21 protein-coding genes and 1 pseudogene are annotated in these 24,423 nt (G+C 55.6%); 13 read left to right on the top strand and 9 right to left on the bottom strand.

Annotation, left to right across the window (positions count from 1 at the left end; translation table 11 throughout):
* Both CTZ24_RS09615 and CTZ24_RS09610 read right to left on the bottom strand, forming a co-directional pair.
* A pseudogene (locus tag CTZ24_RS09615) lies at positions 1 to 188 on the bottom strand (IS110 family RNA-guided transposase); the annotation flags it as partial.
* A gap of 290 nt (positions 189 to 478) precedes the next feature.
* Positions 479 to 1,108 carry an aspartate/glutamate racemase family protein gene (locus CTZ24_RS09610; RefSeq protein ID WP_208725410.1) on the bottom strand — a complete coding sequence of 210 codons (630 nt, stop codon included), beginning with the start codon at positions 1,106 to 1,108 and terminating at the stop codon, positions 479 to 481.
* Positions 1,109 to 1,237: 129 nt separating this feature from the next.
* Here CTZ24_RS09610 and CTZ24_RS09605 point away from each other — a divergent pair, with 129 nt between their 5' ends.
* On the top strand, positions 1,238 to 1,870 hold the full coding sequence (locus CTZ24_RS09605; RefSeq protein ID WP_208725409.1) for a LysE family translocator: 633 nt from the start codon (positions 1,238 to 1,240) through the stop codon (positions 1,868 to 1,870).
* The gene (locus tag CTZ24_RS09600; protein ID WP_244634036.1) at positions 1,864 to 2,235 is read left to right on the top strand and encodes an AAA family ATPase; all 372 of its coding nucleotides are present in this window, start codon (positions 1,864 to 1,866) and stop codon (positions 2,233 to 2,235) included. Before CTZ24_RS09605 ends, CTZ24_RS09600 begins: the two co-directional genes overlap by 7 nt.
* A gap of 128 nt (positions 2,236 to 2,363) precedes the next feature.
* On the opposite strand, the gene CTZ24_RS09595 is transcribed toward CTZ24_RS09600, so the two are convergent.
* Positions 2,364 to 4,724 carry a membrane-bound PQQ-dependent dehydrogenase, glucose/quinate/shikimate family gene (locus CTZ24_RS09595; RefSeq protein WP_208725408.1) on the bottom strand — a complete coding sequence of 787 codons (2,361 nt, stop codon included), beginning with the start codon at positions 4,722 to 4,724 and terminating at the stop codon, positions 2,364 to 2,366.
* Between the two features lie 652 nt (positions 4,725 to 5,376).
* Between CTZ24_RS09595 and CTZ24_RS09590 the strand changes: the two genes are divergently transcribed.
* Positions 5,377 to 6,345: a GT-D fold domain-containing glycosyltransferase gene (locus CTZ24_RS09590; protein WP_208725407.1), complete on the top strand. Its 969-nt coding sequence runs from the start codon at positions 5,377 to 5,379 to the stop codon at positions 6,343 to 6,345.
* Between the two features lie 217 nt (positions 6,346 to 6,562).
* Here the strand turns inward: CTZ24_RS09590 and CTZ24_RS09585 are convergent, their stop codons facing one another.
* The 3 genes from CTZ24_RS09585 to CTZ24_RS09575 form a co-directional block, all read right to left on the bottom strand.
* Positions 6,563 to 7,198: a DapH/DapD/GlmU-related protein gene (locus tag CTZ24_RS09585; protein ID WP_208725406.1), complete on the bottom strand. Its 636-nt coding sequence runs from the start codon at positions 7,196 to 7,198 to the stop codon at positions 6,563 to 6,565.
* A 121-nt stretch (positions 7,199 to 7,319) separates the two neighbouring features.
* Positions 7,320 to 8,573, bottom strand: coding sequence for an enolase C-terminal domain-like protein (locus tag CTZ24_RS09580; protein ID WP_021183333.1), 1,254 nt, complete (start codon positions 8,571 to 8,573; stop codon positions 7,320 to 7,322).
* Between the two features lie 96 nt (positions 8,574 to 8,669).
* Positions 8,670 to 9,374: a FadR/GntR family transcriptional regulator gene (locus CTZ24_RS09575; protein WP_021183334.1), complete on the bottom strand. Its 705-nt coding sequence runs from the start codon at positions 9,372 to 9,374 to the stop codon at positions 8,670 to 8,672.
* 285 nt (positions 9,375 to 9,659) lie between these two features.
* Between CTZ24_RS09575 and CTZ24_RS09570 the strand changes: the two genes are divergently transcribed.
* The 3 genes from CTZ24_RS09570 to idnD are packed head-to-tail and all read left to right on the top strand — an operon-like array spanning position 9,660 to position 12,887.
* The gene (locus tag CTZ24_RS09570) at positions 9,660 to 10,427 is read left to right on the top strand and encodes an SDR family oxidoreductase (RefSeq protein WP_208725405.1); all 768 of its coding nucleotides are present in this window, start codon (positions 9,660 to 9,662) and stop codon (positions 10,425 to 10,427) included.
* A gap of 49 nt (positions 10,428 to 10,476) precedes the next feature.
* Complete coding sequence (locus CTZ24_RS09565) at positions 10,477 to 11,847, top strand: MFS transporter (RefSeq protein WP_208725404.1); 1,371 nt, start codon at positions 10,477 to 10,479, stop codon at positions 11,845 to 11,847.
* Positions 11,847 to 12,887, top strand: coding sequence for an L-idonate 5-dehydrogenase (gene idnD / locus CTZ24_RS09560; protein WP_208725403.1), 1,041 nt, complete (start codon positions 11,847 to 11,849; stop codon positions 12,885 to 12,887). The genes CTZ24_RS09565 and idnD overlap by 1 nt, the downstream gene beginning before the upstream one ends.
* An 81-nt stretch (positions 12,888 to 12,968) precedes the next feature.
* On the opposite strand, the gene CTZ24_RS09555 is transcribed toward idnD, so the two are convergent.
* Positions 12,969 to 14,384, bottom strand: coding sequence for an MFS transporter (locus CTZ24_RS09555; RefSeq protein WP_208725402.1), 1,416 nt, complete (start codon positions 14,382 to 14,384; stop codon positions 12,969 to 12,971).
* 874 nt (positions 14,385 to 15,258) lie between these two features.
* Complete coding sequence (locus tag CTZ24_RS09550; protein WP_036625282.1) at positions 15,259 to 16,374, bottom strand: ABC transporter substrate-binding protein; 1,116 nt, start codon at positions 16,372 to 16,374, stop codon at positions 15,259 to 15,261.
* Between the two features lie 313 nt (positions 16,375 to 16,687).
* Here CTZ24_RS09550 and CTZ24_RS09545 point away from each other — a divergent pair, with 313 nt between their 5' ends.
* The 6 genes from CTZ24_RS09545 to CTZ24_RS09520 are packed head-to-tail and all read left to right on the top strand — an operon-like array spanning position 16,688 to position 23,068.
* Entirely contained in the window at positions 16,688 to 17,842 is a 1,155-nt protein-coding gene (locus CTZ24_RS09545; protein ID WP_021183354.1) for a mandelate racemase family protein, read from the top strand.
* A 58-nt stretch (positions 17,843 to 17,900) separates the two neighbouring features.
* Positions 17,901 to 19,532 (top strand): ABC transporter substrate-binding protein, encoded by a 1,632-nt coding sequence (locus CTZ24_RS09540; RefSeq protein ID WP_036625285.1) that lies wholly within the window; start codon positions 17,901 to 17,903, stop codon positions 19,530 to 19,532.
* A complete protein-coding gene (locus tag CTZ24_RS09535; protein ID WP_208725401.1) occupies positions 19,529 to 20,554 on the top strand; it encodes an ABC transporter permease in 1,026 nt (341 codons plus the stop codon). Before CTZ24_RS09540 ends, CTZ24_RS09535 begins: the two co-directional genes overlap by 4 nt.
* Positions 20,551 to 21,456: an ABC transporter permease gene (locus CTZ24_RS09530; protein ID WP_208725400.1), complete on the top strand. Its 906-nt coding sequence runs from the start codon at positions 20,551 to 20,553 to the stop codon at positions 21,454 to 21,456. Before CTZ24_RS09535 ends, CTZ24_RS09530 begins: the two co-directional genes overlap by 4 nt.
* The gene (locus CTZ24_RS09525; protein ID WP_208725399.1) at positions 21,428 to 22,294 is read left to right on the top strand and encodes an ABC transporter ATP-binding protein; all 867 of its coding nucleotides are present in this window, start codon (positions 21,428 to 21,430) and stop codon (positions 22,292 to 22,294) included. Before CTZ24_RS09530 ends, CTZ24_RS09525 begins: the two co-directional genes overlap by 29 nt.
* Before the next feature lie 18 nt (positions 22,295 to 22,312).
* Complete coding sequence (locus tag CTZ24_RS09520; protein WP_208725534.1) at positions 22,313 to 23,068, top strand: ABC transporter ATP-binding protein; 756 nt, start codon at positions 22,313 to 22,315, stop codon at positions 23,066 to 23,068.
* Between the two features lie 261 nt (positions 23,069 to 23,329).
* Here the strand turns inward: CTZ24_RS09520 and CTZ24_RS09515 are convergent, their stop codons facing one another.
* Positions 23,330 to 23,971: an RpiB/LacA/LacB family sugar-phosphate isomerase gene (locus CTZ24_RS09515; RefSeq protein ID WP_208725398.1), complete on the bottom strand. Its 642-nt coding sequence runs from the start codon at positions 23,969 to 23,971 to the stop codon at positions 23,330 to 23,332.
* A 117-nt stretch (positions 23,972 to 24,088) separates the two neighbouring features.
* On the opposite strand from CTZ24_RS09515, the gene CTZ24_RS09510 reads away from it, so the two are divergent.
* Positions 24,089 to 24,412, top strand: a complete 324-nt coding sequence (locus CTZ24_RS09510; RefSeq protein WP_208725397.1) for a cupin domain-containing protein — start codon at positions 24,089 to 24,091, stop codon at positions 24,410 to 24,412.
* Positions 24,413 to 24,423: the final 11 nt, after the last annotated feature.

Genomic DNA, 24,423 nt, shown 5'->3' with positions numbered 1-24,423 from the left:
TAAATGCCGGTCGCTTCGAGCACCACCATCACCTGTTCAGGATGGCATTTTTGCCTGATTAACCAGTCATTTATCTCCCGGCCGGCGTCGGGATGATTTTTGAGGGTTTTGGTTTTCTTTTTCCCGTTGCCGGGCAACAGGCAGAGGTCGAGTTTGTTTTTACTGACATCAATACCGAGATAAATCATAAGACAGCTCCCTTTCACATGAACCATCACGCCATCTTGCCTTGTACATACGAAGTCAGAGCTTCTGGTTACCGTTCAGAGTAGATGCTGGCGTGAAAGGAGAAACGGAGGGCTTTAAGCTACGGCACAAGATCGGGTCTTAAGCGGCGCGACAAGCTGCCTCCGTTTCGTGTAACGGGTAGCTAACCAGTTACAACTTCAAGATACAAGCGGCGCGATTNATCGCGCGCCTTTGATTTTGACGTTGCGGTTAAAATGCGCGATAAATCGCGCCGCTACAGGGATATTTATTACGCGAAACGCTGCAACGCCAGCAACGGGCTGGTCAACGGGCGTTGTTCCTCCGTGAAGTCCTGCGCCGCCACCGCCATCGAAACCTGGGCCAGCGCCACATGGTCAGCGCCTTGCTGACGGGCCTGATTGACGGCGTCTTTAATCAGTCGACGATAGCCCTGTTGATCCCCTGCTTTGAAGGTCGCCCAGGCATCGGGGATCAGGCGCACTTCCGGTGGCAATCCTGCCAGCGTTGATGGACAGAACAGCGCGGTGGTTGCCGCCAGCGTGGATTCTGCGGCACAGAGCACCAGCGATTTACCGCCGCGACGATGGACTTCATCAGCCAGCATGCGATCGGTACGATAAACCTGACAGTCATTTGCTGCATTGTGAAAACCATCCGCGACCGGCCCCAACGTCGAACAGGTGATCAGAATGGCATCAAACCACGGCGTCAGGCTGTGCAGCAGCGCCGTGATCTGCGCCTGTTGCTGGCTGGTCATGCCGCCACTCAATTCAGCTTCCGCCAACAGATGTGGCATCACCAGATGGCTTATGGTGGTCGGTGCGATACCCAGGCTGGCGGCAGCCTGATCAAAGATGGTGATATTACTGGCGGCGGTGTGTAAGCAGGCAATGGTCATAGGAAATCCTTTTGGCGTAATCAGCGATGTCGCTCACTATCCTGCTTAGCTGCGTTGCATTAGTCACGAAATTTCATCAGAATTATTTCACATTGCCATCAGTAGGTTATCGCTGACACGCGTAGCATCATGGACCTGAACCTTATTGCCTTTATTATCGCCATCCTGCCGGTCGCTTTGTCACCGGGGGCCAGTTTCACCCTGGCGATCAACAACACCCTGTCGGCAGGCAGTCGTGGTCTGGCGGCAATCATTGTTGGTACTGCGTTAGGCATTTATACCCACGCGCTGCTGATTGGTTCCGGTATCAGCGCCCTGCTACTGCATTCTCCCCGCGTTTTTACCCTGCTGAGTTTCGCCGGTAGCCTTTATCTGTTCTGGCTGGGGGTGCAATTGATCAAACGAGGCCGCAATGTCGCCTCACCCTACCTATCCGCACGCCCGCGCCAGACGACGATGAAAGAAGCCTGGCTGGCAAATGTGCTGAATCCCAAAGCGGTGATGCTCTACCTCACCGTGGTGTCACAGTTTGCCGGTAAACAAAGCGCATTCGCGCATTTTTTGCTGCTGGCGACCGTGCATATCCTGATTATGAGCCTGTGGCTGGTGCTGGTGTGCTTCGCCCTGCTGACCTCGGCCAAACTGATCAACATTCAGAAAATGGGTTTCTTTATTAACGTCATCGGCGGCGCGGTGCTGGTGATTTTCGCCATGCACAACTTTGCCCAGTTGCTGCTAAAACTGATGGGGCTGTCATGGTAATGCCCGCACTTTCTCTGGCCGAACTCGGCCCGCGCATCTGTATTCTTGGCCCGTCGAACAGCGGCAAATCCACGCTGGCACACGCCATTGCGCAAAAAACCTCGTTACCGTTAGTCCATCTCGACCAGCTTTATCATCTGCCCAATACCCACTGGCAGGCACGTAGTGAAGCCGAGTTTCTGCAACTGCATCAGGCGGCAGTCGCTGAACCCAACTGGGAGATGTTTCGCTACCTGTTGTTATATACGCGCAGTAAGCAACCGCGTAATCGTGAGATGTTCGCTTCGTGGCAGCAGCCAAAACTGTTGCTCTCTTCCGCGGCTGAATTGCAGGCTTGTTATCAGGCGTGGGGGTTAACACGCTAACCCCTGACCGTAGCGGCGCGATTTATCGCGCGTCTTTGTTTTTGATATTGCGGTCAAAATGCGCGATAAATCGCGCCGCTACGGGTAAAAATGCCCCGTCCGTGTTGCGACAAGGCATATTCTTCGGCTTACTTCAGGCGGAATGCCACCACGCTGTCACCTTGTTTGGTGCCAAGTGAACCGTGACCGCCCGCCGCAATCACCACATACTGCTTACCATCTTTACCCATAAAGGTGGAGGGTGTGGCTTGTGCGCCAGCACTCAGCTCGGTCTGCCACAGCAGTTCGCCGGTGGTGCTGTCGTAGGCACGGAAGAAGTTATCTGCCGTAGCGCCGTGGAACACCAGATCGCCCGCCGTCACCAGCGGACCACCATGTGCCACCATCCCCATCGGGAAACCAAGCGGGAAACGCCCCGGCAGGAAGCTGGTGTTAAGGTTTTTGGTGGTACCGACGCGACGCAACCATTCGGTTTTGCCGGTCTTCAGATCCACACCCACCATCCGGCCCCACGGTGGCGCGATGCACGGAATGCCGAGATCGGAAGCCAACTGCTGGATATGGATAGCGTAATCACCGTGGAAGTTTTCATTCCAGTATGGCTGACCATCTTTGGTGAACATGCGTTCGGTGGCCGTCTGCGGGGTACGCTTAATCAGGGTATATTTGTAAGCCAGACGCACCGGTGCCGCAATCAGTAGCTGACGCTGTGGATCGACCGCCACCGAACCCCAGTTGAACACCCCAATATTGCCAGGGAAGATCAGCGAGCCTTTCTCCGTCGCCGGAGTCCACGGATTGCCATCGTAACGCAGGGTACGAAAGTCGATACGGCATGACATCTGGTCAAACGGCGTAATGCCCCACATCGATTTTTCCGTCAACGGCTGCGGAATAAAGTTCAGGCTGGAGACCGGTTGTGTGGCGGCAAATTTCTCACCTGCTACACCACCCTCGGTGGAGACCTTCACCTGATTCACCGGATAGACCGGCTGGCCGGTGAGGCGGTTCAGCACAAACAGGTTGCCGGTTTTGGTCGGCAGAATGACGACCGGCTGACGATTCCCCTGATAATCGATATCCACCAGCGACGGCTGTGACGGATTATCGCGGTCCCACAGGTCGTGGTTAGAACTCTGATAACGCCATTTGAAGGCACCGGTGTGCAGATCCAGCGCCACCAGCGCATCGCGGAACTTCTCCGTGTTGCTGTTCGCATCACGTTCGATACCCACTTCATCCGGCGAGGCGTTGCCAAACGGCACATAGACCAGGCCATTTTTCAGATCGGCGCTCAGCGTGCCCCAGGCAACCGGAGTATCCTGCGGATAGGTTTTATCCGCCGCGACCGGCTGGGTGTTATCCGGGTTAGCCGGGTCGAAGTTCCACACCAGACGGCCAGTCAGCACATCAAAGGCACGGATCACACCCGACGGGTTGCCGCTGTTGAAGCCGTTGTCCATCACCGAACCGCCAACAATCACCAGATTGCCTGCCACCAGCGGCGCGGCGGTTTGCATCAGCGCATGTGGACGGACTTCGCCCATGTTGCTGTGCAGATCCACCACACCGTTGTTGCCAAAGTCAGCGCAGAGTTTGCCGGTGTCCGCATCCAGCGCAATCAGCTGCGCATCGGTGGTGGCATTGAAAATGCGCTTACGGCAGATAGCCGGATTGGCAGCTGTGCTCTCCGTCGCCACTGGCGTCTGCTGGTAATAACTGACGCCACGGCAGGTCTGGTGCTGCTGCAAATACGAGCGATCTTTGGCTGGCGTATATTTCCACTTCACCGCACCGGTTTCCGGGTCGAGCGCATGGACTTCATTGTGCGGCGTACAGAAATAAAGCATGCCGTTGGCTTTCAGCGGCGTTGCTTCAAAGGTGTATTCACTGGCGTCATCACCCTGACGCAGATCGCCAGTGTGATAAGTCCAGGCCACTTCAAGGTTTTTGACGTTATCTTTGGTGATCTGATTCAGTCCCGAGAAACGCAGACCATCCGTTGTGCCACCGTAGGCGGTCCAGTCGTCTTTCGCGCCCTGCTCGCCAGCCTGCGCGCGTTCATTACTGATGGTGCCTGCCTGCGGCAGGGGATCGTAGAAGCACAGCCCGATCACCAGCACAATCATTACGCTCACCGTACCACCCAGCAGCGGATGAAAACGGCGTTGCCCCTGATACAGCGGTTTCACCACCCACGGCATTGCCAGCCACAGGCCGATAACCCCAAAGACATCACCACGGGGAATCCATTGCCACTTATCAAAGCCCACTTCCCAGATAATCCACACCAGCGTAATCCACATCAGCACCGCATACAGCACCAGGGCACTACGTTGTTGTTTAAACAATAAAATGGCGGTAATCAGTAACCCAACCGCCATCAGTGCATAGAATGCACTTCCTCCCAGCATCAACAACTTACCGCCCATGTAGAGCAGCGCGATGCCCAGTATCGCCAGTACGATACTGGTGAGTTTGTTAACCATGCTTATCCCTCAAGCTTTGCAAAAGCACTTAAATTTTCTTAAAAGAAACCTACAGATGTTCAACATAATTTTAACTAACGTTAAGGAAATGCTAAACCACATGTCCAAACGTATCATAAGCAATGTTTATCAATTTAGCGCAGCTGATTTGAGACTGCCGTAGAGCACATCAATCCGTGATTGAAATCACGTTTCATTATTGGTGGGGAGAATTAATCATTAGTGAGGATAAATAGCATCTTTTGTTCATGCGATGAGCAGTAAATCACCATAACAGGTTAACCGTATGATTAATCGCCTAACCAAATTCGTAGCGGCGCGATTTATCGCGCAGTTTTCAGGATTATTTAAACACGCGCGATAAATCGCGCCGCTACGGGACCGTACATAACTGTGCATTAAATGAATTACTTTAATTGGTTAGTTTTTGTCTGGTGCGATTATTCCCATAACGACTTCCCTCGCTCATATCTATCTCGCCAATTTTATTCAGTTTTTAATTAATTCGGCATTTTCACATTATTTAATAATGATAAGTCATTGCACAGGGTGGTTATTTTGAGAGTTTTCTCAGCCTAAAAATATCAGGGGGGTGTGATATAAGTCACGCGACCGTTCTGGAGTAAGTCTGCTTATAACAAGAAGGTTAACGATGATCAGTGCCAATTCACTTTATCGCAAATTACGTTTCCCCTTTAAGCTCACCCATGCTGCGTTAAAATATCCCCGAGCCAGTGCCCGCGTCAGACAATATAAAGTGTTGTCACCGGAGCAGACCATTGACTTGCTACTGAACAACGATCACCTCTCAATCAGCCGCTACGGTGACGGTGAACTGGAGATGACGTTGTTTAAAAACATTGGTTTTCAGGCATTTGATGAGCGGCTTTCAATCCGTTTAAAAGAGATTTTGCGCCGGGGTGTGAATCATAATCCCAGTTGTTTATTGTGTTTGCCGGACGCCTTTCGCAGCACGCGACATATGCGTTTTGGCTCTGCCTTGTTCTGGTTTTTCCATAAAGCGTTTTGTTTTTTACGCTATGAGCCATTATTAAGTAAGAAATATTGTTACGGTAATACTTCGGTGACGCGGCCTTATCACGATTATAAAGACAAGACATCATCTGCGGTGATCTTTGCCAAGTTCCAGCAATTATTCAAAGACAAAAAGATTTTAATTGTGGAAGGCAGTGGCACACGTTTGGGAATGGGAAATGATTTGTTAGCTGGCGCGGGCGAAATCAAGCGTATAACCACCCTTAACCGTAACGCCTTTTCGGTTTACAACGAGTTATATAGTGCCGTACTGGCTCATGGTCGCTATTTTGACATGGTCCTGATTTCACTTGGCCCCACCGCCACGGTGCTGGCGTACGATCTCAGCCAGCAGGGTATTCGTTGCATCGACAGTGGACATATTGATATCGAATACGAGTGGATGCGCAGCGCCGCACGCGACAAAGTGCAAGTGGCCGGCAAGAACGTTAATGAAGTCGGCGTATTGTTAAGTGATGAGGTGATCGATCCCGATGAACACTATCGCAGCCAGATTCTGCAACATGTCGGAATGACACCGGAAGCGGTGCCAACCGCTTCACCGCTACGTCAGCCGATAGTGTAAAACGCCCCTCAGCCTGGACGTTGCGACGGATATCGCCGGGACAACGTCTCTTTATCTCAAGCAATCTCAAAAAATGGTTTTTTTGAGATTGCTTGAGATAACCGGAAAGAAACCACACGACGCCTGATGCACATGCCGTAGCGGCGCGATTTATCGCGCATCGCTATAACCGCGCGATAAATCGCGCCGCTACGACACACTGTGGATATCAGATACGCTACCGATGCTGATGACGCTGGCAAAACGCGGCGATATCACCGGACTGAAAATCACCGAGATGTGCCATCAGTTTCTCCAGCGGCCAGTGCCACCAGGCAATCGCCTGCAACTGTGCGGCGATCGCCGGGGTAAAGCGCATACGGATCGGTCTGGCCGGGACGCCACCGACAATGGTGTAAGCCGCGACATCTTTGCTCACCACCGCCCCGGCCGCCAGCACCGCGCCATCCCCTACCGTCACACCTGGCAGTACGATCACCCCATGACCGATCCACACGTCGTGCCCAATGATCACCCGGTCAGCACGCCGTTCGGCAAAAAACGTGCTGTCACGCTGCGCGTGGCTGTCGTAGTACTCCGGACAATAGGTAAATCGATGCTGCGAAGCACGATCCATTGGATGATTCGGCGCACCAATGCGCACCTGATTAGCGATAGCGGTAAAGCGACCTATCTGGCTGTCTGCGATGCAGCAGTGCTCACCGACATAAGAAAAGTCGCCTAATTCGCTGTATTCGAGATAGCTGTGGGCGAGGATTTCACACTGCTGACCAATGTGAGTCTCGCGCATACGCACGCTGGGATCGATGACGGTGTGTTGCAGTTTAGCCGGTTGCACAGCAGCGAGTGCCATAGCGAAAACTCCGTGGTGGTCAGATGTCTGGATAACTTAGCTGCGCCAGGGCAGCGACGAGACATCAACCTAACCGGGCAAGATGACAGCCAGATGGCAAAAGTACCATCCGGCGTAACCTTTATGGCCGGGCGGCAGTGCCGTCCGGTAAACGTGCATTGGTCCACTCCGGCAGACCACCGGAAACCGGGTATTTCGCCGCCAATTTCTCGTCAATATCCACCCCTAATCCCGGACGTTCACTCAGATAGGCGTATCCACGGTCAATTTCCGGGCAACCGGGGAACACCGCCTGAAGCGCTTCATTGACCGGCGTATATTCCTGAATCCCCAGGTTGGTAATGCTCATATCGATATGCAGGTTGGCCGCCACGCCAACCGGTGAGATATCACCCGGACCATGCCAGGCGGTACGTACGCCGTACAACTCCGCCAGCGTGGCCAGTTTCTTCGCTGGGGTGATGCCACCAATGGTGCTGACATGGCAGCGGATATAATCGATCAATTGCTGCTGGATCAGCGGTTTCCATTCGTTGATCTGGGTAAAGAGTTCCCCCATCGCTATCGGGGTGCTGCTCTGCGCACGCAGTTTGTTTAACCAGTCGATGTTCTCTGGCGCAACAGGGTCTTCAAGGAAAAATAGTTGATACGGCTCCAGTGATTTTGCCATCTGAATCGCGGCGATTGGCGTGATGCGCTCGTGCACGTCGTGGATAAATTCCACCCCAAATCCCAGCTTGTTACGCAGGTGATCGAACAAGCGCGGCACGGCTCGCGCATAGGCGTCAGGGTCAAAATAGATGCCGTGGGTCTGGCTGCGCGGCGATACTTTAGGCTGGATATTTTTCGCCCGCGCCAGCTTTCCGGCAATCAGGCGCAAATCATCGGTGCCAGCGCCGCCATACATCCCCACCTGACAACGGACATACTGGTAGCCTTCCTCCATCCGTGCCCGGATATTGTCCTCGACTTCGACTTCATCCGCCCCATCGCAGTGCCGGTAAAGCGCAATGCCATCCCGGCATTTGCCGCCTAACAGTTGATACACCGGCAAATTGGCGAGTTTGCCTTTGATATCCCACAACGCCATGTCCATACCGGAGAGCGCATTGTTCATTACCGGGCCATTGCGCCAGTAGCCGCTGACAGCGGCCGATTGCCACAGGTCTTCGATACGCGCCGGATCTTTGCCGATTAAAAAGGGTTTGATGTAATTTTCAATCGCGGCCGCTACCGCATAAATACGCTGGGTAAAGGTGGCGCAGCCCAGGCCGTACAGTCCCGGTTCACTGGTTTCGATCTTTACCACCACCAGATCAATCCCCCCTGGGGCGGTAAGAATGGTTTTGACGTCGGTAATTTTCAGTTCACTCATGAAATCCTCGCTTATCCTGTATGATGTCCTACATGTTATGCGTCAAAAAAAGCCCCTGATCTGATACCCGACGTAGCGGCGCATAGGGGCTTTTCGTTAACAATTGTGGCGCACGTCCTCGATGGCATGGACGTTGTGGGTCATGGCGCTGTTCAGCGTCTCGGTTGCCAGGGCCGCATCGCGGTTTTTCAGCGCCATAAACACCTTGATATGCGCTTCCACGCTTTCAAGGGTGATGCCCAACACCCGGTTCAACTCCTCAAGGTAATGCACGTAGATCCCTTTCAGGGATTCCATAACGTGAATAAACACCTTGTTGTGCGAGGCTTTGACGATTGCCAGATGAAAATCATAATCCGCCAGCGAATACTTTTTGTAGTCGTCACGACTCACCAGCATGCGGTTCAGCGCCTTTTCCAGCGCCTGAACATCTTCATCCGTGGCGTTCTGCACCGCCAGCTCCATGCAACGGAATTCGACCGTCTGGCGAAACACCCGCATATCATCGAACTCTTCCTGCGACAGATGCAGGATTGGCGCGTTGTCACTGAAGGCGTCGTAGCGGGCCAGGTCGCGGGTGACATAGGTCCCCTTCCCCTGGTGTGTCACCACCACGCCCAGATCACGCAGCTTCTGCACCGCACTGCGCACACTGACGCGACTCACCTGGAAGGTGGCGGTTAACTCCGCCTCCGAAGGCAGCTTGCAACCTGATTCCCAGACGCCGTTCTGAATGTTTTGTTTCATCTGTTCGTAGATAACATCGACGACATTATGCTTTTGGACGCTTTCCAGGCTCACCGGTTATTCTCACTTGTCCTACATGTATGAGGTTTTAACGCTTCACACTCCGCCTGACAAGGGAAAAATGATCACCCTGTCCGACAATGCCATCAGAATAGAATGATTATTCTATTAAATTCATTGATTTAAGACAGAAACCTTCAATGTACCCCGCGCAGAACGCTGCGCAAAACTGTGAGCTGACCGGCAATTACTGCGCCTGGTAATTGCTGTCAATATCGGCTTCACGTACAACGTCCCCATGCAACTTGTTAGTCATGTTACATCAAGGGATAAATTGCTATGCAAAACTTATTTAACCTTAGCGGCAAAACCGCGCTGATTACCGGTTCAACGCGGGGACTTGGTCTGGCTTATGCGCAGGGACTGGCTCAGGCTGGCGCTCGCGTGATCCTGAACGGCACCCGTGAAGAACATATGCAGCAGGCACTGGCAAGCCTCAAAGCCCAGGGCTGCGATGCACACGGGTTCCTGTTCAATGTGGCGGATGAAGCCGAAATCGAAGCGGTGTTCGCCCGACTGGACGCCGAGCAGATCGCGGTAGATATCGTGATCAATAACGCAGGGATCCAGTTTCGCAAACCGATGCTGGAACTGGCGCTGGCTGACTGGCAGCGCGTGCTGGACGTCAATCTGACCAGCGCCTTTCTGGTGGCACGCGCGGCGGCCCGTCGTATGGTGGCACGCAACAGCGGCGGCAAAATCATCAATATCGGCTCGCTGACCAGTGAGGCTGCCCGCGCCACGGTGGCCCCCTACACCGCCGCCAAAGGCGGCATCAAACTGCTGACCAAATCGATGGCGGCCGAATGGGCGCCGTTTAATATCCAGACCAATGGCATCGGGCCGGGCTACATCCTGACCGATATGAACGCAGCGTTAGTCGATAACGCAGAGTTCAATCAATGGGTGTGCAACAGCAACCCCTCCGGCCGCTGGGGTAAACCTGAAGAACTGATTGGCACCGCAGTTTATCTGGCTTCTGACGCCTCAAATTACGTCAACGGCCAGATGATCTATGTCGATGGCGGCTGGCTGGCCACCTTATAAATCCCTCGTCACTTCACCGATAAAAAACCATTCACGGTAAAGGCTGAATATGAAACCGACTCGTACCCGACTTTCTGTTCTGGCGATGCTGTTTGTTGTCACGGCAATTAACTATATGGACCGGGCCAACCTGTCCGTTGCTGGCTCTCACATCCAGGGAGAGTTCTTCCTCTCGGCAACCCAACTGGGGCTGCTGTTTTCGATGTTTACCTGGTTCTACGCCATGAGCCAGATCCCGGTCGGCTATCTGCTTGACCGAATTGGTTCACGCTGGCTGTACGGCAGCGCCATTGTACTGTGGAGCTTCTTTACCCTGTTGATGGGGCTGGCATCGCATCACTTTTTCACTACCGCCACCGCCTCATTTATGATGCTGCTGGTGTGTCGTGCGCTGATCGGCGTGGCGGAAGCGCCCTCCTTCCCCTCCAACACCAAGATCATCGCCACCTGGTTCCCCGACCATGAACGCGCTCGCGCCACGGCCACCTACTCCAGTGCGCAATATATTGGCCTGGCTCTGCTGACACCGGCGCTTTCATTTATTGTCAGCCAGTGGGGATGGGAGATGTCGTTTTACATCTCCGGCTTGATTGGCATTGTGTTCGGCGTCTACTGGTTGATTGCCTATCGCGACCCGCAGCACAGTTCCCGCGTCAACAGCGCGGAACTGGCGGTGATTCGCCAGGGGGGTGGCTACGGCTCCAGCAACCAGCAGAATCAAAACCCCGGTGTCAACTGGCCGTCCGTGCGTTACATCCTGCGCCAGCGTATTACCTGGGGGCTGTTTATTGCGCAGTTCGCGGCCTCCTCAACCCTCTACTTTTTCCTGACGTGGTTTATCGTCTACCTCGAGAAGGGATTGCATCTGTCGATTGATAAAGCCGGAATTGGTGCGATGTTCCCCTATCTGATGGCGATGGCGGGCGTACTGTGCGGCGGCACCCTGAGCGATATGCTGCTGAAACGCGGCCATAGCCGCACCTTCGCCCGTAAGCTGCCGGTCATGACGGGGATGTTGCTGACCTGCTCGATTGCGCTGGTGAATTTTTTCCAGGACAGCCCGGTGATTGCCATCGCCATCTTATCCATCGCCTTCTTTGCCAACGCCTTCTCCAACCTCGGCTGGGTGGTGTGCAGTGACGTGATCCCGCGCCATCTGATCGGCACCATTGGTGGCTTCCTGAATATTTTCGGCAATCTGTCCGGCATCGTCAGCCCGATCATTATCGGGGTGATTTTGCAGCGTACACAGAATTTCCAGTACGCGATGTGGTACATCGCCGCCGTCGCGCTGTGCGGATTCCTCGCTTATTTGTTACTGGTCGGAAAAATTGAGGTGCTGACGCCACCCAGCGAGGAACAGCCGGGAAATGCCAACTCACGTTTTGATACGCCCACTGATTTACAGAGAGAAGCATAATGCAAAAGAAAACCGTTAACGCCGTGGTGGTGAGCGCCGCCCATGATGTGCGCTGTGAATCCCGCGAGATTGAGTGGCAAGAACATCAGGTGCTGGTGCGCGTTGAGCGTGGAGGCATTTGCGGCTCCGATATTCATTATTACCAGCATGGCCGCGCAGGGATGTCGGTATTGAAAGCGCCGATGGTGTTGGGCCATGAGTTTGTCGGCATCGTCGATCAAGCTCCGGCGCAGAGTGGTTTACAGCCAGGGCAACGGGTGGCAATCAATCCGTCGCAACCGTGCCAGCAATGCGCGTTTTGTCTGGAGGGCAAACAAAATCTCTGCCGTTCCATGCGCTTTATGGGAAGCGCCCAGTTTTATCCCCACGTTAACGGCGGCTTTGCCGAGTACGTTGCCGTTAACCCGGTGCAGTGCGTGCCTTTTGCCGCCACATCTGATCCGAAGATCATCGCCTTTGCCGAGCCGCTGGCGGTGTGTATCCATGCGGTGCGTCAGGCAGGCGATTTAACCGGGAAACGCGTGCTGGTGACCGGAGCCGGGCCGATTGGTTGTCTGGTGATTGCCGCCGCGCTGGCCTCGGGTGCCACCGAAGTGATGGCGACTGATATCAGCGAACGTTGCCGTGATCTGGCGCAGCAAATGGGTGCCAGTCTGACGGCTGACCCACGCGACGGAGATGTCACGCAAGGCTGGACGGAAAATGGCGGTGCGTTTGATGTCTGCTTTGAAGCCTCCGGCGCATCCGCTGCCGTGGCCTCTGCCGTCAGTTTTACCCGCCCCGGCGGCATTATCGTGCAGTTGGGGATGGGGGCGCCCGAAGTGAACTATCCCGTTGGCCCACTGCTGGTCAAAGAAGTGCAACTGCGCGGCTCTTTCCGCTTTACCGGTGAGTTCACTACCGCGGTGCGCTGGCTGGAATCCGGCAAGATCAACCCCCTGCCGCTGCTTTCGGCTGAGATAGCGATGACCGAGGCAGTCAGTGCGCTGGAACTGGCCGCCGATAAAGAGCGTGCAGCCAAAGTGCAACTGGTGTTCTAACCTGACGTAGCGGCGCGATTTATCGCGCAGGTTTTTCCAAAATCGTGCACAGAACTGCGCGATAAATCGCGCCGCTACGGATCAACCGTTTCTTTGTTTCAGCAGTTGCTGTCCGGCGTTCTTCTCCAGTCGCCAGACATTGACCAGTGAACAGGCTACCAGCAGCGATATGCCGATAAAGGCCACATTCACATCCATCTGACCCGGAACGTTGCTGTCGCGCCATCCCATTGATATCCGCATCAGCAGCGCCGAAATCGCGATACCCGCACTCATGCTGAACTGGAAAAAGATACTGAAAATCACCGAGGCATCCGCCATCTTCTCCTGCGGCACGTCGGCAAAGCCGAGGCTGTTGTAGCAACTGAATTGCAGCGAACGCGTCAACCCACCAATAAACAGGATGGTGGCGATAGCAAAATAACTCAGGGATGGACTGAGTAGCACACAGCTCAGCACCGCCAGCAGACTGATCAAGCCATTCCACAGCAAAATGCGGCGAAAACCGAAGCGGTTCATCAGCCAGGTGGTGGCCGGTTTCATCGCCAGATTACCGGCAAAAACCCATAACACCATCGAACCGGCCTGCACCGCGCTCCAGCCGAAACTGAGCTGAAACAGCAGCGGCAACAGGAAGGGAATGGCGTTAATCGACGCCCTGAAATACGACCCGGCAATTGCCGTACTGCGGAAAGTGGGAATGGCAAGCGTCCCAAAGGGCAACAGCGGAGCCGGATGACGCAGGCTATGGCGATAGCTCAGTACCGCGCTGGCGATCCCCACCACCAGCAACAACAATCCGCTGGTCAGTTCGCTGTGTCCCAGCAGTTCCAGCCCGCTGACCAGCGTCACACAGGCCAGGGCGGTATAGACAAACCCCAGACCATCGAATGGCCGCAGCGCGTGGTTGCGGCTTTGCGGCACCAGCCACCAGGTGGCAACCAGCGCCAGGATACCTAACGGAATATTCAACCAGAAGATCCACGACCAGTGTCCGTAAGTCACGATCAAACCGCCCAGCGGCGGCCCCAGCACCGGCGCAATCAGTCCCGGCCAGGTGATTACCGCGATGGTTTTCACCATCTGCTTTTTCGCCGTCACCCCCAGCACCACCATGCGTCCAACCGGCACCATTAGCGCGCCGCCGATGCCCTGCAATACCCGGCTAAAGGTGAACAGTGGCAGGTTGTCGCTGACGCCACACAACACCGATGCGAGGGTAAACAACAGAATCGCGGCGGCGAACAGGTTGCGCGCGCCAAAGCGTCCGGCCAGCCAACCGCTGATTGGGATAAAGATCGCCACCGCTAATAAATAGGCACTGATACCGACATTCAGCGCCACTGGCCCGACGACAAACTCACGCGCCATTTGTGGGATGGCGGTGACGATCACCGTGGCATCAAGGTTTTCCATAAAGAAAGTCAGCGCCACCAGCAGCGCCAACCAGAGCGTGCTGCCAGCCGGGGCGGTGGGTTGTGACGAAGGATGAGGCATTCCTTTGGCGTCCTGTTCAGGTGAGAGAAAACGGGCAGAATTCCACACCTTAACATGTTGCGGCGCGATTTTTCGCGCAGGTTTGAGCCGCGGCACGAAAAGAATGCGCGATAAATCGCGCCGCTACGAACAAAAGATGAATCAAGCCGTGACGAACGAAAAAAGGCGGAGTGGTCAGCTCCGCCTTGATTCACGTTCCGGTCAGTGGGCCTGACCGGTCAGTTGCAAAAGGGCAACGATGATCTGGTAGCAGCGCGATTTATCGCGCGCCCTTCCGCTGGTGCACGAAAACCCGCGCGATAAATCGCGCCGCGACGAGCGAAAGATGAATCAAGCCGTGACCGACGAAAAAAGGCGGAGTGGTCAGCTCCGCCTTGATTCAAGTTCCGGTCAGTGGGCCTGACCGGTCAGTTGCAAAAGGGCAACGATGATCTGCAAGATAACCCGGACCAGGTCCAACAGTAATCTAATCAGTTCCATCACTTTCCTTCTCCCGTGACAGGAGCGCGCCTTGCGACATTCGGGACTTTGACTCCACCCGCCGAACGCCTTAGCACATCTGTGATGAGTGCTGAGCGGCGCTCATTGTGAAAGCCACAGGCCAGCACCACCTGGTACCTGCCGGGATTTTGACAATCCGCGCCCCTGGGAGTCATCAGTAAGCAATGAGATCACGCCCGGCACTCAACACCTGTATAACCATACAGTAATTTCCCTGAACTTGAAATCTTTCTCTGCACAATTTATGATTCGTTTTGTGATGAGTGCTGAGCACCCCGTTCACCACCCGGTTACCAGCCGTTACGTGAACAAAAATAAAGGATTTGGCGTTGCTGCCAAATCCTTTTTTATTGCCCGTCATTTGAGTCCTGTATCAGGACTTGTCAGCCGGTAATGTCACCCAATAACCCGGCTGATACGGCAACGGCAGGAATTTTTCGTGGAATTCACGGAAGGTCGCATCCGGGTCGAGATCGGCAAACAACTCGGGATGCAACCACTTCGCCAGCGCCTGAATAGCGACAAACTGATAAGGGCTGTCGTAGAACTGATGCCAGATCGCATGGGCATTGCCGTTATGTGCCACCGGCAAGGTTTTAAACGCATCGCGCATCATCAATGTGCGCAGACGCGCTTCCGCTTCTTTCGTGTCAGCCCCCGGCCCCACACCCACCCATTTACCCACGGTGTTGTAGTTCTTCCAGTTGGCGCCGGTCACCACCACCACATCCGGCTGGCTGGCGATAATCTGTTCAGGATTCAGGGTGCCAAAGGTGCCAGGAATCAGGTCTTTCGCGATATTGCTGCCGCCCGCCAGTTCCACCATCTGACCGAAGTTCTCGTTGCCAAATGACATACAGCATTCGTCGGTATAACCACCGGCACGGTCAATCATCACTTTCGGGCGTTTGCCGTCAAAGTTCTTCAGGCGATCGGTTACTTTGGCAATCGCTGCACGACGGAACGCGATAATTTCTTCCGCGCGCTGCGGTTTGTTGACCAGTTCACCCATGATACGGATGCTCTGCTCGGCGTGCTCCATCGGTTTCTCACGGAAATCGATAAACACCACCGGAATGCCTACCGCCTGCAACTTCTCGATCAGTTTGCCTTCGTCGGTCGCCGCTTTGGATTCGAGGTTCATCAACACCAAATCAGGTTTCAGCGTCAGCGCCTGTTCTACGTTGAAGGTGCCATCTTTTGCCCCGCCGAAAGTCGGTAACGTCTTGATTTGCGGATAACGTTTCTCATACGCCATGTAGCCATCGTAATCCGCCTTGTGGAAATCATCGCGCCAGCCTACCACGCGCTGAAAAGGGGTCGCCGTATCGAAGGCCGCCAGCAGGTACATCTGTCGCCCCTCCCCCAGAATGATACGTTTTGACTCCTGCGCCACCTCAACCTGGCGTCCGGCCACATCGGTAATAACTTTGGCAGACGAGCTTAAGGAAAACGTCAGTAACCCCAGCGCTAACATCCAATTCTTCATGTGATCTATCCATACAAATGATAATGATTATTATTAATGCATTTCGCGGCGTCACTATTACCTGGCGGAAAGAAAATGAAAAGCCTTCACGACACATTTTTTTACATCCCGCCGGCTGTGTCGCCGCTCACAAAACGTGCGTCTTTCGTGAAAACCCTCACAACACCCCATGCAATTGCCCAATTTATCGCCGCGATTTACCGCATTTTGGCTAATGCGCAAACAAAAGGTGAACGCTAGATTAAAAAATGAAACAACGTTTTAATTTTTCATTAACACCCAGGTATGGGTATGTATTCCCGGAGGAGTTGCCGTGAAGATCAGCGCCATTGATGTCACCCTGTTCAGTTACCCCACCCGCCGTGTATCGGATAGCGCCGGGCATTCGCATCCCGGTCCGGAAAGCGATGCACAACTGGCCATGCTCACCCTGACCAGCGAAGACGGCCACTGCGGCTATGCCTTCGCGCCGGCGGAAGTGATTCGCCCGCATGTGGTCAACGCCTTCTTCCGCAAAGTGTTGCTGGGGCAAAACGCTTTTGATCGTGAACGGTTATGGCAGGATTTGGTGCACTGGCAACGCGGCAGCGCCCATCAGTTAACGGAGCGCGCGCTGTCGGCGGTGGAACAGGCGTTGTGGGACTTGATTGGCCGAAAATTACAACTGCCGGTGCATAAACTGCTCGGCGGCTACCGCGACACCATCCCCGCCTATGGCAGCACCATGTGTGGCGATCAACTGGAAGGCGGCTTATCGACCCCCGATGAGTACGCACAGTTTGCCGAGCAACTGGTGGCGCGCGGTTATCGCGCGATTAAGCTGCATACCTGGATGCCGCCGGTGTCGTTTGCGCCCAGCCCGATCATGGACATCAAAGCCTGTGCGGCGGTGCGGGAAGCGGTTGGACCGGATATCGCCCTGATGCTGGACGGCTACCACTGGTACAGCCGCAGCGATGCCCTCACCATTGGTAAGGCGCTGGAAAAACTCAACTTCACCTGGTTTGAAGAACCGATGGAAGAAGAGAGCATGGCCTCTTATGCCTGGCTGGCAGATAACCTGAGCATTGATGTGCTTGGCCCGGAAAGCCTCGGCGGCAAACATCACAGCCGCGCTGACTGGGTGCGCGCCGGAGCCTGCGACATTCTGCGTGCCGGGGCCAACGGCGTAGGTGGGATCTCCGCCACCCTGAAAGTCGCCAGTCTGGCCGAAGCCTTTGGCATGGATTGTGAAGTCCACGGCAACGGTGCCGCCAGCCTGGCGGTGGTGGGCGCCATCCGCAACTGCCGCTGGTACGAACGAGGCTTACTGCATCCGTTCCTCGATTACGAGCAACCGCCTGCGTATCTCAACAGCCTGGTTGACCCGATGGATGACCAGGGTTTTGTGCATCTGCCAACCCGCCCCGGACTGGGCGAGGATATCAACTTTAGCTGGATTGAAACCCATACCCTGAATCGCTGGTAACCCCGACACAAGCAGTACGGCAAACAACAATAAACCTCTGACCTGCTGGACTTTGCTTATGAATCTTTTGCTTCGTTGCACAGCGTGCTGTATGGCGCTGCTGCTGATGGCGGCCAGCCCCGGTTTGCGGGCCGCCACGCCGGATGATCAGCTGATCGTCGGCATGAATATGAACAACCTGTTAACCCTCGATCCCGCCGCCATGACCGGTAATGAAGTGGTGGGCATCGTGGTGAATCTGTATGACGGGCTGGTGGAGCTGGACCCGCGCCAGCTCACCCATGTCCGTCCGGCGCTGGCGGAACGCTGGGAGATTAGCCCGGACAACCGCCAGCTCACCTTTCACTTACGTGACAATGTCACCTTTCATTCTGGTAATCCGCTCTCCAGTGAGGATGTGGTGTGGTCGATGCGCCGGGTGTTGCACCTGAATCTGGCCCAGGCGTCGGTGTGGAAATCCTATGGTTTCAGCAAAGACAATGTCGACCAGATGATAACCGCACCGGACGCTCGCACCGTCGTCCTGCGTCTGCCAAAAGCCAACGACCCGCTGCTGGTACTGTATTCCCTGGCTGCGCTCGGCAGCATGGTGGTATTGGACAGCAAAACCGTGCAGGCGCATGCCAGCAACGGGGACTGGGGCAACCGCTGGCTGACCACCCATGAAGCCGGTTCCGGCCCGTTTCGCCTCGATGTCTGGCAGGCGAAAGACGTGCTGCGTATGAATCGCGATCCTGACTACTGGCGGGGCGCACCGAAGCTGTCGCGCGTGGTGTTCCGCCATTTACAGGAGTCGCAGACGCTGCGCCTGATGATGGAAAAAGGCGATATCGATATTGCCAGCAATATGGCGATCCCTGATGTCAAAGCGCTGCGCCACGACCCGGATCTCACCGTCGATGCGGTGCCCAAAGGCACAATTTACTATCTGGCGATGAGCATGAAGGATAAGCATTTCGCCAGTGCCAAAGTGCGCGAGGCGGTACGCTATCTGGTGGATTATCAGGGCATCAACAAAAGCCTGATGGCGGGTTATGGCGAACTACATCAACGTCCGATTCAGGCCGGGATGCCCGCCACCCTTCCCGACCCTGGCTACAAACTGGATATCCCCCGAGCCAAAGCGTTGCTGGCGGAAGCCGGTTATCCCAATGGGTTTGACACCACCCTGCGCGTGCTGGCAGACCAACCGTTTCTGAATATCGCCATCGCCATTCAGTCCACGCTGATGCAGGGTGGCATTCGCGCCAAAATCGTCACCGGTACCGGTAACCAGATCTATGGCGCGATGCGTGAGCGCCAATTCAATCTGTTGGTCGGACGTGGCGGCAGCGGCGTGGAACCGCATCCCCACTCCAGCCTGCGTTCGCTGGTCTACAACCCGAACAACGCCGATAGCGCCAGACTGACCAATTTCCAGGGATGGCGTACCGGTTTCTACGATGCGCAACTCAACCAGATGATCGACCAGGCGCTGCTGGAACGCGACAGCGTCCGTCAACAGCAGGATTACTTCGCCATTCAACGTCGCTACGACCAGTTGATACCGGCGTTGATGCCCATCTCGCAAATGGTCGATTCCGTGGTGGTGAATAACCGGGTACAGGATTATATCCCGCATCCTTCGGCCACCACCTTTTTGCGCGACGTATGGAAAACCCCGGATAGCCTGGCAGGAGGTACGCCATGAAACTGACGCGAAGCCACTGGCGGCGCATTCGCAGCCGTGGGTGGCAGGTGCTGATCACCCTGATGGGCCTGCTGCTGTTGACCTTCTTTATCGGCCGCGTGATGCCGCTCGATCCGGTGTTGGCGATTGTCGGACCGGATGCCGATCACGCCACTTATCAGCAGGTTTATCATCAACTCGGCTTTGATAAACCCTTGTGGGTGCAGTTTGCCATCTACCTCAATGGCCTGCTGCACGGCAATCTTGGCATGGCGCTACTGACCGGCCAGCCGGTGATCAACGATATCCTGCGCGTCTTCCCGGCCACGGTGGAACTGGCGACGCTGGCGATTGTGATCGGCACCGGGCTGGGTGTACCGCTCGGCGTCTGGGCGGCGGCACGACGCAATGGCGTGGTGGATTATGTGGTGCGCATCATCAGCCTGGCGGGTTACTCGACACCGATTTTTTGGGTCGGGATGGTGGGCCTGCTGCTGTTCTACGCCCATCTTGGCTGGGTCGGTGGTGCCGGACGGGTGGACTTCAGCCTGGACGGTCTGGTGCCGCGCCGCACCGGGTTGCTGTTGGTCGATGCGTTGCTGGCCGGAAATGGCAGCGTGTTCGCCAGCGCGCTCAATCATCTGATCCTGCCCGCTTCTCTGCTCGGCTTTCACTCGCTGGCGTATATCAGCCGCATGACGCGCAGTTTTATGCTGGCGCAACTGACGCAGGAGTTCATTCTGACGGCGCGCGTGAAGGGGCTGACCGAGTGGCAGGTGATCTGGCAACACGCCTTTCGCAATATTCTGGTCCAGCTGTTGACGGTGGTGGCGCTGGCCTACGGTTCGTTGCTGGAAGGCGCGGTGCTGATCGAAACGGTGTTTTCCTGGCCGGGATTTGGTTCCTATCTCACCGGCAGCCTGATGCTGGGCGATATGAATGCGGTGATGGGCTGCGTGCTGGTGGTCGGCCTGATTTTTGTCCTGCTTAACCTGATTTCTGACCTGCTTTATCAGGTATTCGACCCGAGGACTAAAGTATGACGATTTCGCTGGATACCTCTTACACCAGCGCGGCGCAGGAGCGTCTGGCACGCTTCCGCCGTTTTGCGTCCCGTAGCGGCCAGTTTATCTGGCGTATGGCCTGCAATCCGCTGACCGCCATTGGCGGCGCGATCATTATGTTGTTGCTGGTAACGGCGTTGTTTGCGCCGTGGATCGCGCCATACCATCCGCTGATTCAGGATCTCAATAACGCCCTGAGTCCCCCCAGCGCGCAGCACTGGTTTGGCACCGACGAATTCGGTCGCGACATTTTCAGCCGCCTGGTATGGGGGGCGCGCATCACGCTGTATATCGTGCTGCTGGTGTCGGTCACGGTCGGCCCACTTGGCCTGCTGCTGGGCGTAACCGCCGGGTATTTTGGCGGCAAGGTGGATAGCGTGCTGATGCGCGTCACCGATATCTTTATCTCCTTCCCCAGTCTGGTGCTGGCACTGGCCTTTGTCGCCGCGCTTGGTCCTGGTCTGGAACATGTGGTGATCGCCATTACCCTTACCGCCTGGCCGCCGATCGCCCGTCTGGCGCGTGCCGAAGCGTTGTCGCTGCGGCAGGCGGATTTTATCTCTGCGGTGCGTTTACAGGGTGCTTCACCGCTGCGCGTGCTGTGGAAACATATTGTCCCGCTGTGCCTGCCGTCAGTGATTATCCGTATCACCATGAATATGGCGGGCATCATTCTTACCGCTGCCGGGCTGGGCTTTCTCGGCCTCGGCGCACAGCCGCCGGACCCGGAATGGGGTGCGATGATCGCCAGCGGTCGCAGCTATATGCTGGAGTGCTGGTGGGTGGTGACGGTGCCAGGTCTGGCGATTCTGGTGAACAGTCTGGCGTTTAATTTCTTAGGAGATGGCTTACGTGACATCCTCGATCCCCGTAGCGAGTAACGCCCCGCCGTTACTCGACGTAGCAGATTTACAGGTCAGTTTCGCGCAGGGACGCCAGCTTACCCCGGCGGTGCGTGGCGTCTCTTTCCAGCTTGGGCAGGAGAAACTGGCGATTGTCGGCGAATCCGGTTCAGGTAAATCCACCGTTGGCCGCGCCCTGTTGCAGTTACATCCGCGAAGCGCACAGATCAGCGCACAACGTATGCAATTTGGTGAGGTGGATCTGCTGCGTGCCACCCCGGCGGAGATGCGTGCTATCCGGGGGAAACGTATCTCAATGATTATGCAGGACCCGAAATACTCCCTCAATCCGGTAGTGCGAATCGGTGAACAGATCGCCGAAGCCTGGCGCAGCCATCACCCCGGCCAGCGCAATGAAGCCCGCCAGCGTGCGCTGGCGATGCTGGATGTGGTGCGCATCCGCGATCCTGAACGGGTGTATCAACTCTATCCACACGAAATCTCCGGTGGACAAGGGCAACGCGTGATGATCGCCATGATGCTGATCACCGACCCGGAGCTGGTGATCGCTGATGAACCCACCTCAGCGCTGGATATTTCCGTGCGCTTGCAGGTGCTGGGCCTGCTGGATGATCTGGTGAAGCAACGCGGGCTGGGGCTGATTTTTATCAGTCACGACATCAATCTGGTGCGCCATTTTTGCGACCGGGTGTTGGTGATGTATGCCGGGCGGGTGGTGGAGTCGCTAGCCGCCACCGACCTCGATCGGGCGCAGCATCCCTACACCCAGGGGTTACTGGCGGCGCTGCCCGATATCGACCAACGTCGTCCACGGCTGCCGGTGCTACAACGTCAGGCCAGCTGGCTGCAACCTTAAGGAGAACGCATGAAACCGATGATCGGGGTACAGAATCTTAACCTGAGTTTTGGCGAGGATGAACAGCGTCATCAGGTGCTGTTTGACGTTAACCTGGCAGTGCGGGAAGGTGAAATCTTCGGCCTGGTGGGCGAATCCGGTTCCGGCAAAACCACGGTGCTCAAATGCCTCGCCGGATTGTTTAACCACTGGCAAGGGGAGTTGACGATTGACGATCAACCGCTGGCGCACCGCATCACGCGCCCGCTGTGCCGCAAAGTACAAATGGTGTTTCAGGACCCTTACGGTTCGCTGCATCCACGCCATACCCTTGGCGATATTCTTGAGGAGCCGCTGCATATTCATGGCATCAGTCAGCGGCAACAGCGCGTGACGACCATGCTGGAAAAGGTCGGATTAAACCGCGCCTGGCAAACGCGTTACCCCCACCAGCTTTCCGGTGGTCAACGTCAGCGTGTGGCGATAGCCCGCGCCCTGATTCTGGAACCGCGCGTGTTGCTGCTGGATGAACCGACTTCCGCGTTGGATGTCTCGGTGCAGGCGGAGATTCTTAATTTGCTGAGTGACTTGCAGCAACAGGAAAATCTGACATACCTGATGGTCACCCACGATCTCGGCGTGGTGGCGCATCTGTGTCACCGCGTTGCGGTGATGCAGCACGGCAAAGTGCTTGAAACGCTGGATGTGGAGTCGCTGGTGGCAGGACAGGCGGCGGTGCCATATACGCAGATGCTGGTAGAGGCGAGTCGACATCCGGAGATAGCTGCGGTTTGATGCCCGGCGGTCTTCTGCCCTCACCCCGGCCCTCTCCCGCAAGCGGGAGAGGGAGATGTGCCATATGCTCGATCGGCCCCCTCTCACGCAAGCGGGAGAGGGAGATGTGCCATATGCTCGATCGGTCCCCTCTCACGCAAGCGGGAGAGGGAGATGTGCCATATGCTCGATCGGTCCCCTCTCACGCAAGCGGGAGAGAGAGATGTGCCATGTGCTCGATCGGTCCCCTCTCCCGCTTGCGGGAGAGGGTTAGGGTGAGGGTTAACGCGCCACCACCTCACGCACAAAACGCACAATCTCGTCATTCTGCCCATGCTCGAACAGGCAATGCTGAAAACGCGGGCCGCTCAGCGCGGTTTTCACCAGTTCAGGATCGATCGCACGCAAGGTATCGAGATAATGTTCTTTGACCACCGCCGCTTTCACCTGGTTAAGGATTCCGGCGTTGCGCACCTGTGGTTCTTTGCGTTCCGGCGGATAACCCAGCCCTTTCTCCCCGGTGAAGGCTTTCTCGAAGATAAAGCGCAGGTTGAGTTCTGCCCCCCAACCAAAACCTTTGGCAAAAGGCAGCGACAAGGCATTGCCGTTATTGATCTGGGCAAACAGATAAGCGTCAGCCGGGTCGATGCAGTAGCCACACACCACGCCGGGATGGATATTCAGCGACATCAATGCGCCCTGTCCGGTGCCGCATCCGGCGACCACGAAATCCACCGCTTTGCTGTTGAGCAGCACGCTGGCCATGATGCCAAGGTGAATATAAGTCAGATGATGATCCTGCTCGTCGCTCATGCCGACGTTAAACACCTGATGACCCAGCGGTTGTGCCACCGTCTCCAGTTGGGTTAATACGGTGGCGTTTTTTGCCGCCTGGCTGTTTTCCATCATTAACGCGATTTTCATGATCCATCCTTCATATTAAATTGAAACACCGTTTCATTTTAATCAAAGAACAGTAAAATGCAGCAGAGAAATGCCCTTTTGCTTGTGAGTTATGTCACACAACTGCGAGGAATGACGATGTTTATCTACCGCAATGCCACACAGGTTGAGGATTTGGGGAATGGCGTGACCCGCCGGGTGCTGGCGCACGGTGGCCGCATGATGGCGGTTGAGGTCAGCTTTGAAAAAGAGGCGATAGGTCCACTGCATCACCACCCGCATGAACAACTGACCTATGTGCTTTCCGGGCGCTTTGCGTTCACCATCAACGGTGTGACCAAAGAAGTGGGCGCCGGTGACACCTTGTATAAAGCACCAAATGTGGTGCACGGCTGTGTCTGCCTGGAAGCGGGCACGCTGCTGGATACTTTTACCCCGCAGCGTGAGGATTTTCTTGGGTAAGTATGCGCGAT

It is taken from the genome of Pantoea phytobeneficialis, from assembly GCF_009728735.1.
Taxonomy (GTDB): Bacteria; Pseudomonadota; Gammaproteobacteria; order Enterobacterales; family Enterobacteriaceae; genus Pantoea; species Pantoea phytobeneficialis.
Note: the sequence above shows the minus strand (reverse complement) of the source record. Positions and strands in the feature narration are given on the sequence as shown.